Here is a 14,425-nt window from a genome sequence, read left to right on the forward strand (position 1 = left end):
GAGATCCCCAACCGGGTGGAGAAGGCCGCCGGCACCATCCAGGACAAGCTCCACAAGGAATAACCCCACCGCACGCGGCGGGCCCGGGACGGCCGCGGCCGTCCCGGGCCCGTTCCGCGGGTCCTTCAGGCCCCGCTCAGTGGGCGCCCACCTCGCGGGCGTGCCGGGCCGCGGCCTCGGCTCCCTGCGTCCAGCGCTCCCCGTGACCGGGCAGCACGGTGCGCGCCCCGGTGGCGGCCACCGCGTCGAGGGACTCGAGGGCCACGGCGGAGTCGTTGGTCGCGGCCGCGGCGACGATCTGCGGACCGCGCCGGCCGGTGTAGGGGTCCAGCGTCACGAGCGCGTCCCCGCTGAGCACGGTGTCCCGGTCCGGCAGATCCAGGACGCAGTGCCCGTCCGTGTGGCCCGGAGTGTGCACCACCACGGGCCGACCCGGGACCGGGAGGGCCGCGCCGGCCTCGAGCGGGCGCAGGTCGCGCACGCCCTTGACCGCGAGGGCCCCGGCCGCCGCCATGCGGCCGAGCAGCGGCAGGGACCGCGGGTGGGTGAACGGGTAGACGAACCGGTTGCGCTCGGGCCGGTACCGGTACGGGTGCGCGGCCAGCCGTGCGTCGTCCGGGTGCCCGTACACGGGCAGCTGCCACTCCTCCTGCGCGCGGCGGGCGAAGCCCACGTGGTCGAAGTGCGCGTGCGTCAGCACGAGCGCCCTGACCTCGTCGGGGCGCCGCCCGCGCTCCTCGAGTCCCGCCAGCAGCATGGGCCACATGCTCGGCAGGCCGGCGTCCACGAGCGTGACGCCGTCCTCGTCCTCGATCAGGTAGCAGTTGACGTGGGCGTGGGCGATGCGGTGGACGCCGTCGGCCACTTCGGGGGTGAACATGGGTCTCCTCACTCGATCAGTGTGCTGATCATACCTGCCGGTCCCCGACACGGACCGGGAGATCCGCGGGCCGGTCGGACGCCCGGTACCGTGGGCCCCGAGGGCCGCCCCGGCCCGCGGATCCCCCGGTCCGCCCGGAGCAAACTCTGCACACCCCCGACCTGACCCCCCGAAAGGTCCCGCTGTGATCGACCACAGTCCCGATGCCCTGCCCTCCGTCGAGATCGCCGCCGTGCCCTTCCACCGGTTCCGCCGGCACCGGTGGGCCATGACGTTCGTCCCGGCCGACGGCGGCAGCCCCGTCCGCAGCACGTTCCCGGACTTCCGGGACGCCGTGGTCGCCGCCCGCGCCCTGGCGCTGGCCCGGCAGGCGGCCGTCAGCGCCTGAGACCGTCGGTTCCCGCGCCCGCCCGCAGCGCACGGCGTCGGCGACCACGCCACGTTCCCCCCGCCCGGCCACTCCGGGTCACTCGGCGAGCGCCTCCACGAGGATGTCGGCGACCGCCTGACTCGACTGGGGGTTCTGCCCGGTGATCAGGTTGGCATCGCGGATGACGTGGCTGGACCACGCGGGGCCGGTCTCCACGACGGCTCCCTTCTCCCGCAGGACCGTCTCCAGGAACCAGGGGGTGTTCTCCCCGGTACCGCCACCGATCTCCTCCTCGTTGGTGAAGGCGGTCAGTCTCCGGCCCGCGAAGAGGAACGTCCCGTCGTCCTGGGCGCTGAGCAGGGCGGCGGGGCCGTGGCAGAACGGGGCGATGAGCCGACCGGCCCGGTCCGAGGAGGACAGGATCCGGCCGAGCGAGGGGTCGTTGACGAGGTCCGCCATGGGGCCGTGGCCGCCGGGCAGGACCAGGGCGTCGTAGTCGTGCTCGTCGACGTCGGCCAGGGAACGGGGCGCGGCGATCTCTGCATCGATTTCCTCGAGGTAGGCGCGGAACTCGTCGGCCCGCTCCTGGCCTCCGGTCATGTCCGGGGTGAAGCTGGCCTCGTCGACGGTGGGCCGGCGCCCGCCGGGGGTGGCGATGTCGACCGTGTGCCCGGCCCGGCGCAGCGCCCGATGGGCGACGACGAGCTCCTCCGCCCAGAAGCCGGTGGGGTGCTCGGTGCCGTCCCGCATGGTGAGGGAGTCGGCCGCCGTGACGATCATCAGAACACGGGCCATGATGGGTAGCTCCTCGACTGTGGTGTCTGTCCGGGTGGTGTCTGTCCGGGTGACCGGGGCGGGTCAGTGCGCGGCGGTGAGCTCCTCGTACGTGGCGTCGTCGAGCTCGAGGTCCGCGGCGCCCATGTTCTCCTCCAGGTGCTCGAGGGAGGCGGTGCCGGGGATGGGCATGAGCACCGGGGAGTGCCGGAGCAGCCAGGCCAGGGCGACCTGGGCGGTGGTGGCGCCGAGCCGCTGGGCGGCCCGGTCGACGGGTCCGCCGGGGCGGGCCGGCTCTCCCGCGGAGATCGGGGCCCAGGGGATGAACCCGATGCCGTGCTCCGTGGCGTGGTCCAGGACGTCCTGGGAGGTGCGGTCGGTGACGTTGTAGCGGTTCTGCACCGTGGAGACGGTGAAGTGCCGCCCCGCGGTCACGAGCTGCTCGACCGTCACCTCCGACAGGCCCAGGGCCCGGACCTTGCCCTCCTGCTGGAGCTCCCGCAGGACGCCGAACTGCTCCTCGGCCGGGACGGCCGGGTCCACGCGGTGGAGCTGGAGCAGGTCGAGGGTGTCCACCCGGAGTTTGCGCAGGCTCAGTTCCGTCTGCTGGCGGAGGTACTCGGGCCGGCCCAGCGGGATCCACTTCCTCGGCCCGGTGCGGGCGAAGCCCACCTTGGTTGCGACGCGCACGCCCTCGGGGTACGGGTGCAGGGCCTCGGCGATGATCTGCTCGCTGACGTCGGGGCCGTAGGCGTCGGCGGTGTCGATGAAGTCGACGCCGAGCTCGACGGCCCGGCGCACCACGCGCAGGGCATTCGCCCGGTCGGCGGGCTCGCCCCACACTCCCTCGCCGACGATGCGCATGGCGCCGAAGCCGAGCCGGCGGACGGTGCCGAGGTCCCGGAGGTCGATGGTGCCGGGAACAGCTCGGGCGGTGGTCCGGGTGTTGTCCGTCATGCGTGCCGCAACGAGTCCGCCCGCGTGCTTATTCCGCCCGACTGCCCAGGAGGCGTCGCTATGCTGACCGGGATTCCGGCACGACCGAGGAGGTCTCCATGGACCAGCACGACGAGCAGCGCACCGATGTGGGCGCCGACCGGCACGACGGGCAGCGGAACGGCCGGCGCACGGTCGTGATCACCGGCGCGAGCGACGGCATCGGCGCCGCGGCCGCCCGGGAGCTGACGGCACGGGGCCACGACGTCGTCGTCGTCGGCCGTTCGGGGGAGAAGACGGCGGCGGTGGCCGGTCCGCTCGGGGTCCGGCACTTCACCGCGGACTTCGCGCGGCTCGACGACGTGCGCCGGCTCGCCCGGGAGCTGCAGGCGTCCGTCCCGCGGATCGACGTCCTGGTCAACAACGCCGGCGGGATCTTCGACCGCCGCGAGCTCACGCCCGACGGGCACGAGTTGACGTGGCAGGTCAACCACCTGGCGCCCTTCCTGCTGACCCACCTGCTGCTGGACAGGCTCCTGGCGGACGGTGCCGCGGTGCTCACCACGTCCAGCGTCGCGGCCCACCTCGGCCGCCTCTCCCCGGAGACCCTCGTCGACCACCGGCGCTGGTCCCCGCAGCGGGCCTACGGGGACACGAAGCTCGCCAACATCCTCTTCACCCGCGGTCTCGACCGCCGGTACGGGCCGCTCGGCCTGACGGCCGCGGCCTTCCACCCCGGGGGCGTCGCGACGAACTTCGCCTCGGGCACCACCACCGCCCTGCGTTTCCTGTACCGCACGCGCCTGGGCCGGCGGCTCATGATCACCCCGGAGCAGGGCGCGGAGACCCTGGTGTGGCTGGCCGACGGCGCCGCGGGCCGGGACTGGGGCTCCGGGGGCTACTACGAGAAGAAGAGACCGGCCCGCGCCCCGTCCCGCGCGGCCGACGACGCGCTCGCGGACACCCTGTGGCAGCGCAGCCCCGAACTCGTGGGGCTCACCCCGGGACACCGGGCCGGCTGAGCACCAGGGCGTCGACCTTCGCCCAGAGCTGCTCGACCGTCCCGTCGTTGACGAGGACGGCGGTGATCCAGCGCGGGTCGATGCCGGCCTCGGAGGGGTGCGGGTCGTCCGGGGCGTGCGCCCCGGGGCGCACCACGTGCACCACCCCGCCCCCGGCGGCCGTGATGGCCTCGGCCTCGACGTCGAAGCGCACGTCCGTGAACACGACCGGCCCGCCCAGCCGCCGGGCCGTCTCCAGACCGCGGTCCGCCCACACCGTCTCCCCGAAGACGGCTTTGCCCGCCTCGTTGCCCACCTTCTGCAGCAGCGTCCGGATCTCCCGGTGCACCGGCTCCCGCGCCTCGTCCTTGAGCAGGCCCCAGTCCCCGCCCGCCTCCGCCAGCACCGTGGCGAGCCGCAGGGGCCTGCCGTCCCGGACGCCCACGAGGGGGTCCAGCTCGGTGAGGAACAGCCGCAACGGGTCCGCGAAGGCCACCCGGGCGTAGCCGTGCGCGAGCACGAGTCGGTCGCCGCACGTGTCCTTGCCCGACTGCTTGCGCCCGTGCAACCCGATCAGCCGCGGACGGGGATCCGGTTCCTGCGGCATGACGGGGCCTCCTCCGGTCGTGCGCCGACGCGTTCCAGCGTACGGACCGGGGCGCGGGCGTGCACTCGGCGCGCATCCGGGAGGAATCGCACGACATGTCCTGAGTGCAGCCTCGCCTCGGCCACGGGCGCCTCCGGTGATGGAGGGGAACGGGAGCAGCGCGTGCGTCGGACACGCCGCTCCCTCGCCGCCGGAACTCGCACTCCCTGACGGCTCCCGGCGTCCGGGCGATCCGAGTCGCGATCTGGCCGAAAGGCCATGTGCGAACGGGAACGCGCTCGGTAGACTGAGCTGCGGGCCGGGTTGCCGCCCGGCCCGGGCACCCCCCACCCTCGGAAGGAACTGTCATGATCAGACTGGTCGGCGAGTTCGACGCGTTCTTCAACCCCAACTTCACGGCCATCCTCGGCATGTTCTTCGACCTGGTCCGCGCGGTGCTGCTCGGCGGCTGAGCCGCGGTCCACCCCGCACCGTCGGCGCCGCCGGAGCTCCTCCGGCGGCGCCGTGCGCGTTCCCGGAGGCTTCCGGCGGTCTGCGCGGACTGCTACGTTCTGGCACCAGGCGGATCGGCCGCCACCGCACCGCAGGACCCGAGGAGGCCTCCGTGAGCCGGCACCACCACCCCGGCGGCGCCACCGGCGTCGGCACTCGTGCCGTGGTGGTCCGCGGTGGCCCCGTCCTGCGCACCGAGCGGCACACCGTCGTCGACGAGACCGACCGGGCCGTCACGGTCGACGACGGCACCCGGTTCGCCAAGGCCACCGGACTGGTGTGGGACGCCGCGACCGCCGACCCCGCCGAGCTCGACGGCGCGCACGCCCCGACCCGGCTCGTCACCGAGGGCCACCCGGCGTTCGAGCAGCTGTGGGCCGACGCGGTGCTGAGCACCTTCACCGACTCCGACCACGCCGCCTACGTCGAGGGGCTGATCTCCTCGAACCGGCTGGCACGGCGCGGCGACGTGCACGCCCACTACGACGTGGCCGCCATCATCGACGAGCTCGCCGCCCTGCACCCCGACCTCGAGGCGATCCCCGAGGACCTGTTCTGGGCGGTCGTCGACCGGCACGGCCGCGAGGACGACCGGGACGTCACCTCCTGACGCCCTCCCCGGTCCGGGCCCCCGGGTCCCGGGCCAGCGCAGGCGCCCTCCGGAGCGGGCGCTCGGCACCGCTAGCCTGGAACCCATGGGCTGGCACATCGGCACCTCCGGGTGGAGCTACGACCACTGGGAGCACGTCCTCTATCCTCCGGGCACGGCTCCGGCGAGACGCCTGGAGCTCTACACCCGGGTCTTCTCCACCGTGGAGCTCAACGCCAGCTTCTACCGCTGGCCGCGGAGCAGCACCTTCGCCGGCTGGAACCGGCGCCTGCCGGATGGCTTCCGGATGACGGTGAAGGCACCCCGTGGACTGACGCACGCGAAGAAGCTCTACGCGCCCGAGACCTGGAGCCGGCGCATCGCCGAGTCCTGGCACGAGCTGCGGGACCGACGCGGGGTGCTGCTCGTCCAGCTCCCGCCGGCGCAGGCCCGCGACGACGTGCGCCTCGACTGGTTCCTGGCCGGTCTGCCCGACTGGCTGCCGGTCGCGGTGGAGTTCCGCCACGACAGCTGGGTGCACCCGGAGGTGTTCGAGCTGCTCCGGCGCCACCGCGCGGCGTACTGCGTGATGAGCGGGGCCGGGCTGCCCTGCGTCCTCGAGGCCACCGCCCCGTTCGTCTACGTCCGCTTCCACGGCCCCGACCACCACCACCTCTACGCGGGCTCCTACCCGGACACGGACCTGGCATGGTGGGCGGACCGGATCCGGGAGTGGCACCACGGCGGCCGCGAGGTCTACGCGTACTTCAACAACGACGGTGACGGCCACGCGGTGCGCAACGCCCTGACGCTGCGCCGGCTCCTCGAGGGCGGTTGAGCAGACGCCCGGGCCGGGTCCGGCACGCGGACGAGCACTGCCGGGCGGTGCCGGCGTCGTACACGGGCTCGCGAGGAGGCCGGGGCGCGGAGCGCCAGGATCCGGGCCTAGAATCGGGCCATCATCGTCGAGCAGCACAGGAGCCGGACATGGACCGCTACCCCGAGCCCGCGGACCGCAACGAGGCCTACGCGGAGACGAGCCAGGAGGGACTGGGCGTCCGCGACGAGAACTGGCTGACCGCCGCCACCGACGAGAACAACCGGCGTGCGGACACGCCGCCCGAGGACGCGCAGGACGACGTCCCGCCGCCGGAGGACCCGGAGGCCGGGACCGGACGCCCCGCGGACGACGAGCAGCCGCGTCGTCGGCGGAGCCCGGCACGACGTCGGAGGTGACGACGAGTGCGGACACCGCCCCCGCCGGTCAGCTCTCCGGGCTCCACTGCTCCCCGTCCGCCAGGGCGTTGAGCTCGTAGGCGGTTTTCCCGTCGAGAGACTCGCGGAGGATGTCCGCGTGCCCGGCGTGCCGGCCGTTCTCCTCGACCATGTGCAGCGCCACCCACCGGGCGGGCCAGCTGCCCAGGTCCTGCGGGAACCACGGGGCCTCCGGGACAGGGATGCGGGCCTCCGGGTCCGCGGTGCGCAGCCCGGCCTCGACGCGGTCGGCGAGCGCGTGCAGCGCGGCGCGCAGGGACTCGGCGGTGTCCTCCGGCAGCACGGCGTCCGGCAGGACGGCGCCGGCCGCGTAGCCGGCGCCGTCCAGCGGTTCCGCCGGAGTCCGTCCGGGATCCGTGAGCACGGCGAACGGACCGTTGCCGCCGATGAACAGGACGTGCCGGGCCAGTGCCCCCAGGCTCATGGCGCTCGCCGAGGGGGTGGCCCGGAGCTGATCGGCGTCGAGGCCCTGGAGGGTGGTGGCGACCTGGCGGATCTGCTGGCTCGCGAAGGTCGCCAGGGCGTCGCGCTCGTCGGTGACGGTGGGAGTGAGGAAGGGCATGGTGGGCTCCTGCGGTGTCGTGGGGCTCGGATCGGGGCGTGCAGGCCGGGTGGTTCAGCGGGTGTGGGCGTACAGGTCGCGCAGCAGGGCGAGCTCCGCGCCGTGGTGGATCAGCTCCCGGTTGATGTGCAGCACCAGGGCGAGCATCGGCAGGTCCGCGTAGGGGCCCTCCTGCGGGCCGCACGGGCGTGCCAGGTCCGCCGCCGAGAGCGAGTGCACCCCGGTCGTCCAGCGGGCGAACTCGCGATCGAGCTGAGCCAGCGCCCCCTCCGCGGTACCGGCGTACGCCCAGTTCTCGTAGGAGGCCTCCGGACCGGCGAAGTGCCCGTGGCTGCGCGCCGCGAGCACGCCGACGACGACGTGCGCCATCCGCCAGGCGATGGTCGTGAACGGCGCGGGCACCGGTTCGGGCAGGGCGAAGTCCACCACGAACTCCCCGCTGCCCGCCTGCATCGGGGTGCGCCGCTCCGTCCAGGGATGGACCGTCCACGCGGACCCTCCGGTCGGGTCGAAGAGGTACTCGTCGTCGGTCAGGCCGGTGAGGCGGGGTCGCAGCTGGTGGGTCCAGTGCCAGTGGATCTGGTCGGCGGCGCAGGCGGCGACGTCGAGGTCGGTCATGGCGGTTCCTTCCTGGTCAAGGATCTCGGGCGGAGTTCCCGGATCGGGTCCAGTGTCTGCCCCAGAGCGGACAGATCCTGTCCGCTGCTCGGTGAAGACTGGTGCCATGACGGATCCGACGCGCCGTGTGCTGCGACTGCTCTCCCTGCTGCAGTCCCGCCCGGTGTGGAGCGGGCCCGAGCTGGCGGCGGAGCTGGGCGTCACGGTGCGCTCCGTGCGCCGGGACGTCGACCGGCTCCGGGAGCTGGGCTATCCCGTGCCCGCCGGCCGGGGACCCGGCGGCGGCTACCGTCTGGGGCCGGGGCGCCGGCTCCCGCCCCTCCTGCTCCAGCCGGAGGAGGCGGTGGCCGCGGCCGTGGGGCTGCGGCTGGCGGCGGCCTCGGGGATCGACGGACTGGGAGAGGCCGCGCTGCGCACGCTCACGACGCTGGACCAGGTGATGCCACCGGGGCTGCGCGAGGAGGTCGCGGCTGTGGCCGGAGGGGTCGACGTCGTCGTCCCGGCCGGACCGGGCGTGGACGCGGACGTCCTGGTCCTGCTGACCCGGGCCGTGCGGGCACAACGGCTGGTGCGGCTGGACTACGAGACCCGGGACGGCCGGCGGGCCGGACGGCGGATCGAGCCGTACCGGGTGCTGTCGCTGGGCCGGCGCTGGTACCTGTTCGCCTGGGACCTGGACCGGGCGGACTGGCGCACGTTCCGGCTGGACCGGATCCACGCCGGGCGGGCCACCACGTTCCGGTTCGTCCCGCGCGCGGTGCCCGATGTCGAGGAGCACGTGCGCCGGTCGGTCACCGCGGGGGCCTACGAGCACGCCGTGCGGGTGCGCCTGCTGGTGCCACTGGACCGCGCCGAGGATGTCATCCCGCCGCAGGCCGCAAGACTCACGGCTGACGGCCCCGCCGCGTGCCTGCTCGAGGCCGGCGGAGACGACCTGTTCGAGATCGCCCTGCACCTGGTGCGCACGGGCTTCGAGCTGGAGGTCCTGGGCCCGCCCGAGTTCGCCGCGGTCCTGCGGGAAATGGGCCGGCGGATGCTGAGGGCGGGCTCGGCGAGCGAGTGAGCGCCAGGATCCTCCGGAACCAGGGCGCCCCCGCGGGTCGTCGGTGTCGTCCGCCGGGGGGCCAGGAACGCCGGTCAGGTGGCCGAGCCAGGCGCGGGAGTGCCCCGTCGGACGCGTCGTCCGCCGCGGTAAAGGCGCGGCCGCCACGCCGTCTGCCGCGACCACCCGCGAACCCACCTCGCCGGGAGGGCCTGCCCCGGGTGACGACCCGGGATGCGGCACGTACCGTAGAACCATGAACGATCTGGTGCTCTCCCTGACCGGCTCCGCAGCCGCCGGGGCGTTGACGCTCATCTGTCCGTCCGGCTGGTCCCCTCGGGTGCGCGCCGCCTACGTCGTGGTGCCGGGAGTTCTGGTGGTCGCCGCAGGGGCGTGGGCACTCTCCCGGAGCACGGGCGACGACGAGTCCGTCGACTCCGGCACCGAGCCCCGGTCCCCGACCGACGGGGTGCCCGTCTCCGCGCAGCGGTTGCCGGTGGCGGCGCGGGCGGCGTTGTTGCTGAGCCTCGGCGCGGCGACCTGCGGGATCCAGGCCGCCTCGCTGCGGATCGACGCGAGGCTCGAGCGCTGGTTGGTCGGACGCGGAGCGACCCATCCGCGCCGGTGGATGGCGGCGCCCGCGGTCCTCGCCTCGCTGGGCATGGACGCCGCAGGGGACCGCGTGAGCACTCTCGCCGGGGAGAACCACCGGCCTCCCTCGTGACGGGCCCCGCGCCCGCGACGCCCGTCGCGTTCCGCGCGGCCGCCGCGGCTGGAGGTCCACTCGTTCGGCACGGCGTTCCTCCTCCCGCCCGCTGCGCACAGGAGGGCGAGGCGACGGGGCGGCAGTCGCTCTTCGCCGCCACCTCCCCGCGCCGGCCCGGCCCCGTCCACGACGTCTCTGCTCCCGTGCGCCTGGATGTGTTGCGCGCCATCTCCCGAACAGCCGACGACACGCGCATTCTCCGCACCCCCAAGGCCCCTCGCCTCGTCCCCGGCGGCTGTTACGGTTCGACCAGCAGGCACCGGGCCAACCCGTCGCTCGCTGCCACCGACTCCACGAGGAGCACCCCCTGGCCGCTGAACCCGCCACCCATCCGTGCGCGTCGGGCGTCGTGCTGATCCACGGCGCGGACACCGAGCGGACGATCCGCGACCCCGATCCCGGGCTGCGCGACCAGCAGATCGACCACCAGTGGCGCGGGGACAGCGCGGGGACGCCCATCGAGACCTCGTGCGACGTCCCCGTTCCGGGCCGCACCCGGACCGGAGCCCGCGCCCGCCGCGCCGTCCGGTTCCGCGGCCGGCGCCGCCGGCCGACCCGCTGAGGCCAGGACACCGATCGATGGACGAACGGCGGAGACTGAACCAGGGCGGTGCGGTGTACGCCGGTGCCCGCGCGGTGGTCATCCCCGCGCGCACCGGAGCCACCGGTGAACCCATCACCCGCCGTGTGGTCGTGACAGCCGACCAGAAGAGCTTCACCCTGGACGACGGGCGGGTCTACGAGCGGCTCTCCGGGGCGCTCTGGTGCCAGCGCTACTCCTCGGACATCGGCACGCTGCTGGTCCGCCAGGCCTGCACTGAGGGCGCGACCCTCTTCGACAGCCTCTGGCGCTCCGCCGCGGACACATCGCCGCGCACCGCGGCCGAGATCGCCCACGCACAGGAACAGGCCGTCATCGAGGCGTTGCACGCCCAGCACCGGGTCCCGCCCTGGTCGAGGCCGGACTTCTACTACGACGTGGCTCGGGCGCGGGAGTCGTTGGCCTGTCTGTGTTCGGACCTCACCCGGATCCCCGACGAGAAGTTCTGGGCCGTGGTGGGGCACCACCGCCGCACCCCCGCCGAGATCGCCGGACTCAACCAGCAGGTCGGACCCGACTGCCTCACCGCCGAGCACGGCACCTGCCATCAGTGCCGGCCCGTGCACGTGTGGGCGTGGGTGGCCGAGCGCCGTTGGAGCCACCACGGTGGCGACCCGTCCGTGGTCTACGACGTGGAAGCGATCCTGGCCGTGCTCGAGCGCGTCGACCCCGGGTACCAGCATGCCCCGGGCCGGGTTCTCACCCGTGTCCTCGACGAGCACCACCGCTCGGGGCAGGAGGACACCGGATGAGAGGGACGCTGAGGGACTGCGCGCGGTCCCACCAGCAGCCGATCACGACCGTGACCCCGGCATGCTCGTCCTCGCCCTGCCCGACCCACCGCTGGAACCCGCTGCCCGGCGATGGCGGACGGTGCCCCACCCGGGCAGCCGAGGACGTGGCGGGGAGGTGGACCGTGGGAGCGCCGAACTGATCACGGCGCCGAGGCGCTGCCTGCTGGTGCACAGAAGCGGGGCCGCCTGGCCGCAGCAGTCGGACTGCATCGGCTGCGGCCGCCGGTGGGCCGCCTTCTCACGGCCCCACGGTGCGAGACACGTCGGGGGGCGTGCTCCCGCCGCACGCAGCGCCCCTGGTCGGCGCGCGTCGCCCGTGGCGGCCCCTGTTCCCAGCGGGGCCGCCACGGAGCCGTGGGTGTCTCGGGCACGCTGATCCCGGACCTCAACAGGCAGGCACCAGGTTCGAGCACGACCCCGACGCTCGTCAGTCCCAGCGTGGCGCCGATCGCCACGATGGCGATGGTCAGGGTGTCCTCCGGGTGCCCGGTCAGCAGAGCCTCGCGTCGCTGCCCGGCACGGTGCAACGGGTCGAGGCCATGGCAGGCCCGCCGCGCTGGAGTGATCGCCCCCATCCGAGGGCCCGGCACATAGGATCGGACCGGGGTTCGCGATCTCGGTGATCCCTGCTCGGCCACAGACCCATCGACGACAGGACATCCTATGCGGCGACCCGTTCTTGCTCTGCTGGCTCTCTCGTCCCTGGCCCTGACCGGCTGCGGGCCCACCGCTGACGACATCCGGGCCATGGTGGACGGCAAGACCACCTACGACGACGCGCTGGCACTGCGCGAAGACGTCGTCGACGCCGGTGTGGAGTGCCCGGGCACGGATCAGCTGCGAGCCCCGGCCGATACGGCCACCACGTTCCTCGACTGCGCCGACGGCGTCATGGCGATGGCGGTCGCGGGATCCGAAGAGAGCATGGAGGAGCTCCTGGGTCTCCTCCGCAGCGAGGAGAACGCCTCCATCCTGCACGCGGCCAACTGGGTCGTCATCTCGAGGAACGAGGCGCCGCTTCAACAGCTGCAGGACGAGCTCGGCGGACAGATCACCGTGAACCCCTGAGCGGCCACGGTTCCGAGGCCTGTCCGCACACCTCTGCGCCCGACCGCTGCCCCGGAAGCACTGTCGACACCACTTCTCAGGCCGCGAGGAGTCCGGGCGGGCTGGTGTTCTCGGCCTGCTCGCGCTGGGTCAGCTCAGCACGCCGCCTCCGCATCTCCAGCAGAGCCTCCCCGGTGCTCTGCTGGTGTGCCGCGCCGTGCTCGTAACGCCGCACCGCCTCCCCCGCCACCCCGACGGCACCGAGGGCGAAGAGCATCGCCACGGATGCCCCGGGTGCCACTTCTGCCCACAGGTCGATGACCATGCCGATCAAGGTCACCACCATCAGCACCACACCACTGCCCGCCACCACGTCGCCAAGTCTTGTGTTCACGAATGCACCTCCTGTGATGAGACTAGACCTTTGTCCAGTCGTTCCCATGCATTTCCTGTGACGTGTCATTGATGACGGCCGGAAAAGGGCCTGGAGCCCGCACGGGTGCCGGAACCGTTCCCGCGCCTGAGATCGCTACCGTGAACCCCGAGGCGGCTCCCGGGGCGTCCGGACGATGTCTGCCTCCTGACGGGAGGTAATGTCGGAACTGTCGATCTGTGCCCCCCGGCTGACCCCCTTTCAGGTCGGGGTGTGGCCGGATCGTCGGTGTCCTCACCGCTGGTGGGGACCCACGCGGGCCCTGTCATCCCCCCATGAGCAGGGCCCGTCGTTCTCCCACCGCCCCGGTCGCGGTGAGGTCCTCGAGGCCGCTGGTGGCTGCGCTGAGTGCCTGGCCGTCACAGGTGGTGCTCCGCCCCCCGGTGGTTCAGGCCCCCGGCGGTTCAGGCCCGCCCCCGCGCGGATGGTGGAGCCGTTGCCGCACGAGTTCACGACGAGGCAGGACGCCGCAGCCCGCAGATCCTTCGAGCAGGCCTCCGCCCCTGGCGCGATCGTCGAGGTCGCCTCCCCGGCCAGGCCACAGGACACCTGCGGGCAAGCAGCCGAAGCTGTCTGCGTCGCCACCTGCTTCCTCCCTGCAGATCGTCAGACCCTGCACCCGTGACGACGAGCGCCCCGGTGCTCCACGGCGGAGCCCGGGGCATCGGTCGGTGCGCTAGTCCCCTCCGAGCTGCTCCGCCATGCCTGCCAGGTCGTAGTACCGGTACTCCTCGGCGATCTCGCTGTCCGCACCGAATCGGCTGAAGACGCCCATCGGAACCGTCACCGGGCGACCCGCCGGGGGGATCGGACCGGAGGGCGTGGGCATCGGTCCTGTCTGGGTCCCGGTGATCAGCACGCGGGTCGCGACCGTGTTCCCGTCCACGAACACCTCTTGGAGCTCGGCGGCGGTATCCGGCATCGCCTCCAGGAACGCGGCGACGTCGTGCTGGACGGCTCCCCGTCCCCGCAGGGGTTCTAGTGACACCGGATCCGCGACCACGGCGTCCTGGGCGTAGCAGGAAGCGACCTTCTCGGCGTCACGGGCGTTGTACGCCGCGTTCCACTCCTTGATCAGCCGCCGGTACGTCTCCTCGCCCTCGCCAGAGGTGCTGGCGGCGTCTTGTGCTTGCGTGCTCATCGACGGCTCCTGTCTCCGGGCCCCGGCTCGGTCCGAGGTCTCCTTCGACGGTAGGAGCCCCGGAAAGCAGCACCAAGGGAGCACCCGGAATCGTCGTCGGATCGTCGCTTCCGCGTCATGGAGGCGACGTCATGGTCTCCAGGGTGTGAGGACGCCCCGGCGGAGATCGGGGCTTTCGTCGCGATGGTGCCGCTGCCCGACGCTGCGCTGGTCGTAACTCCGGGGCGGCGGCCACTGCACCTCGGCCGGCGGCTCGGCCGGCGGCTCGGCCGGCGGGGCGGGCTCGTGGGTGGTCGCGCCGGCCGGCGTGACGGCGAACAGCAGTGCCGCTGCCGCGGCGGCGGCACTGCGGTGGGTGGTGTTCATGACCCGGTGCCGAGAACGGGCCGGACGCTGTCCACGGCGGGTGCTGCGGACAGGATGGAGCCGCGTCCACGGGATCAGTGTCCACACACCCACGGAGCACCGGTGCGGGGGCCCGAGGTTGGCACCGAGAT

19 protein-coding genes are annotated in these 14,425 nt (G+C 73.4%); 10 read left to right on the top strand and 9 right to left on the bottom strand.

Going from position 1 to position 14,425, the window contains the following annotated elements:
• Positions 1–136: 136 nt before the first annotated feature.
• The gene (locus tag ACFYE1_RS11370; protein WP_387742810.1) at positions 137–880 is read right to left on the bottom strand and encodes an MBL fold metallo-hydrolase; all 744 of its coding nucleotides are present in this window, start codon (positions 878–880) and stop codon (positions 137–139) included.
• Between the two features lie 184 nt (positions 881–1,064).
• Here ACFYE1_RS11370 and ACFYE1_RS11375 point away from each other — a divergent pair, with 184 nt between their 5' ends.
• The gene (locus ACFYE1_RS11375; RefSeq protein ID WP_387742812.1) at positions 1,065–1,268 is read left to right on the top strand and encodes a hypothetical protein; all 204 of its coding nucleotides are present in this window, start codon (positions 1,065–1,067) and stop codon (positions 1,266–1,268) included.
• 78 nt (positions 1,269–1,346) lie between these two features.
• On the opposite strand, the gene ACFYE1_RS11380 is transcribed toward ACFYE1_RS11375, so the two are convergent.
• A complete protein-coding gene (locus ACFYE1_RS11380) occupies positions 1,347–2,045 on the bottom strand; it encodes a type 1 glutamine amidotransferase domain-containing protein (protein ID WP_387742814.1) in 699 nt (232 codons plus the stop codon).
• A gap of 63 nt (positions 2,046–2,108) precedes the next feature.
• Positions 2,109–2,981, bottom strand: coding sequence for an aldo/keto reductase (locus ACFYE1_RS11385; protein WP_387742816.1), 873 nt, complete (start codon positions 2,979–2,981; stop codon positions 2,109–2,111).
• Positions 2,982–3,079: 98 nt separating this feature from the next.
• On the opposite strand from ACFYE1_RS11385, the gene ACFYE1_RS11390 reads away from it, so the two are divergent.
• Entirely contained in the window at positions 3,080–3,982 is a 903-nt protein-coding gene (locus ACFYE1_RS11390; protein WP_387742817.1) for an SDR family NAD(P)-dependent oxidoreductase, read from the top strand.
• Here the strand turns inward: ACFYE1_RS11390 and ACFYE1_RS11395 are convergent.
• Positions 3,957–4,568 (bottom strand): deoxynucleotide monophosphate kinase family protein, encoded by a 612-nt coding sequence (locus tag ACFYE1_RS11395; RefSeq protein ID WP_387742819.1) that lies wholly within the window; start codon positions 4,566–4,568, stop codon positions 3,957–3,959. The genes ACFYE1_RS11390 and ACFYE1_RS11395 overlap by 26 nt on opposite strands.
• 604 nt (positions 4,569–5,172) lie before the next feature.
• Here ACFYE1_RS11395 and ACFYE1_RS11400 point away from each other — a divergent pair.
• The 3 genes from ACFYE1_RS11400 (at position 5,173) to ACFYE1_RS11410 (ending at position 6,885) form a co-directional block, all read left to right on the top strand.
• Complete coding sequence (locus ACFYE1_RS11400; protein ID WP_387742820.1) at positions 5,173–5,670, top strand: hypothetical protein; 498 nt, start codon at positions 5,173–5,175, stop codon at positions 5,668–5,670.
• A gap of 85 nt (positions 5,671–5,755) precedes the next feature.
• Positions 5,756–6,487: a DUF72 domain-containing protein gene (locus ACFYE1_RS11405; protein ID WP_387742821.1), complete on the top strand. Its 732-nt coding sequence runs from the start codon at positions 5,756–5,758 to the stop codon at positions 6,485–6,487.
• Between the two features lie 149 nt (positions 6,488–6,636).
• The gene (locus ACFYE1_RS11410) at positions 6,637–6,885 is read left to right on the top strand and encodes a hypothetical protein (protein WP_387742823.1); all 249 of its coding nucleotides are present in this window, start codon (positions 6,637–6,639) and stop codon (positions 6,883–6,885) included.
• A 28-nt stretch (positions 6,886–6,913) separates the two neighbouring features.
• Here the strand turns inward: ACFYE1_RS11410 and ACFYE1_RS11415 are convergent, their stop codons facing one another.
• The gene (locus ACFYE1_RS11415; protein WP_387742824.1) at positions 6,914–7,486 is read right to left on the bottom strand and encodes a mycothiol transferase; all 573 of its coding nucleotides are present in this window, start codon (positions 7,484–7,486) and stop codon (positions 6,914–6,916) included.
• A 54-nt stretch (positions 7,487–7,540) separates the two neighbouring features.
• Entirely contained in the window at positions 7,541–8,104 is a 564-nt protein-coding gene (locus ACFYE1_RS11420; protein WP_387742826.1) for a DinB family protein, read from the bottom strand.
• A gap of 106 nt (positions 8,105–8,210) precedes the next feature.
• Here ACFYE1_RS11420 and ACFYE1_RS11425 point away from each other — a divergent pair, with 106 nt between their 5' ends.
• The 5 genes from ACFYE1_RS11425 (at position 8,211) to ACFYE1_RS11445 (ending at position 12,375) form a co-directional block, all read left to right on the top strand.
• Entirely contained in the window at positions 8,211–9,167 is a 957-nt protein-coding gene (locus ACFYE1_RS11425) for a helix-turn-helix transcriptional regulator (RefSeq protein WP_387742828.1), read from the top strand.
• Between the two features lie 235 nt (positions 9,168–9,402).
• On the top strand, positions 9,403–9,870 hold the full coding sequence (locus ACFYE1_RS11430) for a hypothetical protein (RefSeq protein ID WP_387742830.1): 468 nt from the start codon (positions 9,403–9,405) through the stop codon (positions 9,868–9,870).
• 391 nt (positions 9,871–10,261) lie between these two features.
• Entirely contained in the window at positions 10,262–10,474 is a 213-nt protein-coding gene (locus ACFYE1_RS11435; RefSeq protein ID WP_387742832.1) for a hypothetical protein, read from the top strand.
• A gap of 17 nt (positions 10,475–10,491) precedes the next feature.
• Positions 10,492–11,265: a hypothetical protein gene (locus ACFYE1_RS11440; RefSeq protein WP_387742833.1), complete on the top strand. Its 774-nt coding sequence runs from the start codon at positions 10,492–10,494 to the stop codon at positions 11,263–11,265.
• Positions 11,266–11,970: 705 nt separating this feature from the next.
• Positions 11,971–12,375: a hypothetical protein gene (locus ACFYE1_RS11445; protein ID WP_387742835.1), complete on the top strand. Its 405-nt coding sequence runs from the start codon at positions 11,971–11,973 to the stop codon at positions 12,373–12,375.
• A gap of 76 nt (positions 12,376–12,451) precedes the next feature.
• On the opposite strand, the gene ACFYE1_RS11450 is transcribed toward ACFYE1_RS11445, so the two are convergent.
• The 3 genes from ACFYE1_RS11450 to ACFYE1_RS11460 all read right to left on the bottom strand — a co-directional run bounded on the left by ACFYE1_RS11450 (position 12,452) and on the right by ACFYE1_RS11460 (position 14,294).
• The gene (locus tag ACFYE1_RS11450; protein ID WP_387742836.1) at positions 12,452–12,748 is read right to left on the bottom strand and encodes a hypothetical protein; all 297 of its coding nucleotides are present in this window, start codon (positions 12,746–12,748) and stop codon (positions 12,452–12,454) included.
• A gap of 715 nt (positions 12,749–13,463) precedes the next feature.
• Entirely contained in the window at positions 13,464–13,928 is a 465-nt protein-coding gene (locus ACFYE1_RS11455; protein WP_387742838.1) for an ester cyclase, read from the bottom strand.
• 129 nt (positions 13,929–14,057) lie between these two features.
• Positions 14,058–14,294, bottom strand: coding sequence for a hypothetical protein (locus ACFYE1_RS11460; protein ID WP_387742839.1), 237 nt, complete (start codon positions 14,292–14,294; stop codon positions 14,058–14,060).
• Positions 14,295–14,425: the final 131 nt, after the last annotated feature.

The sequence above is a fragment of the Kocuria nitroreducens genome (assembly GCF_042879195.1).
Taxonomy (GTDB): Bacteria; Actinomycetota; Actinomycetes; order Actinomycetales; family Micrococcaceae; genus Kocuria; species Kocuria nitroreducens.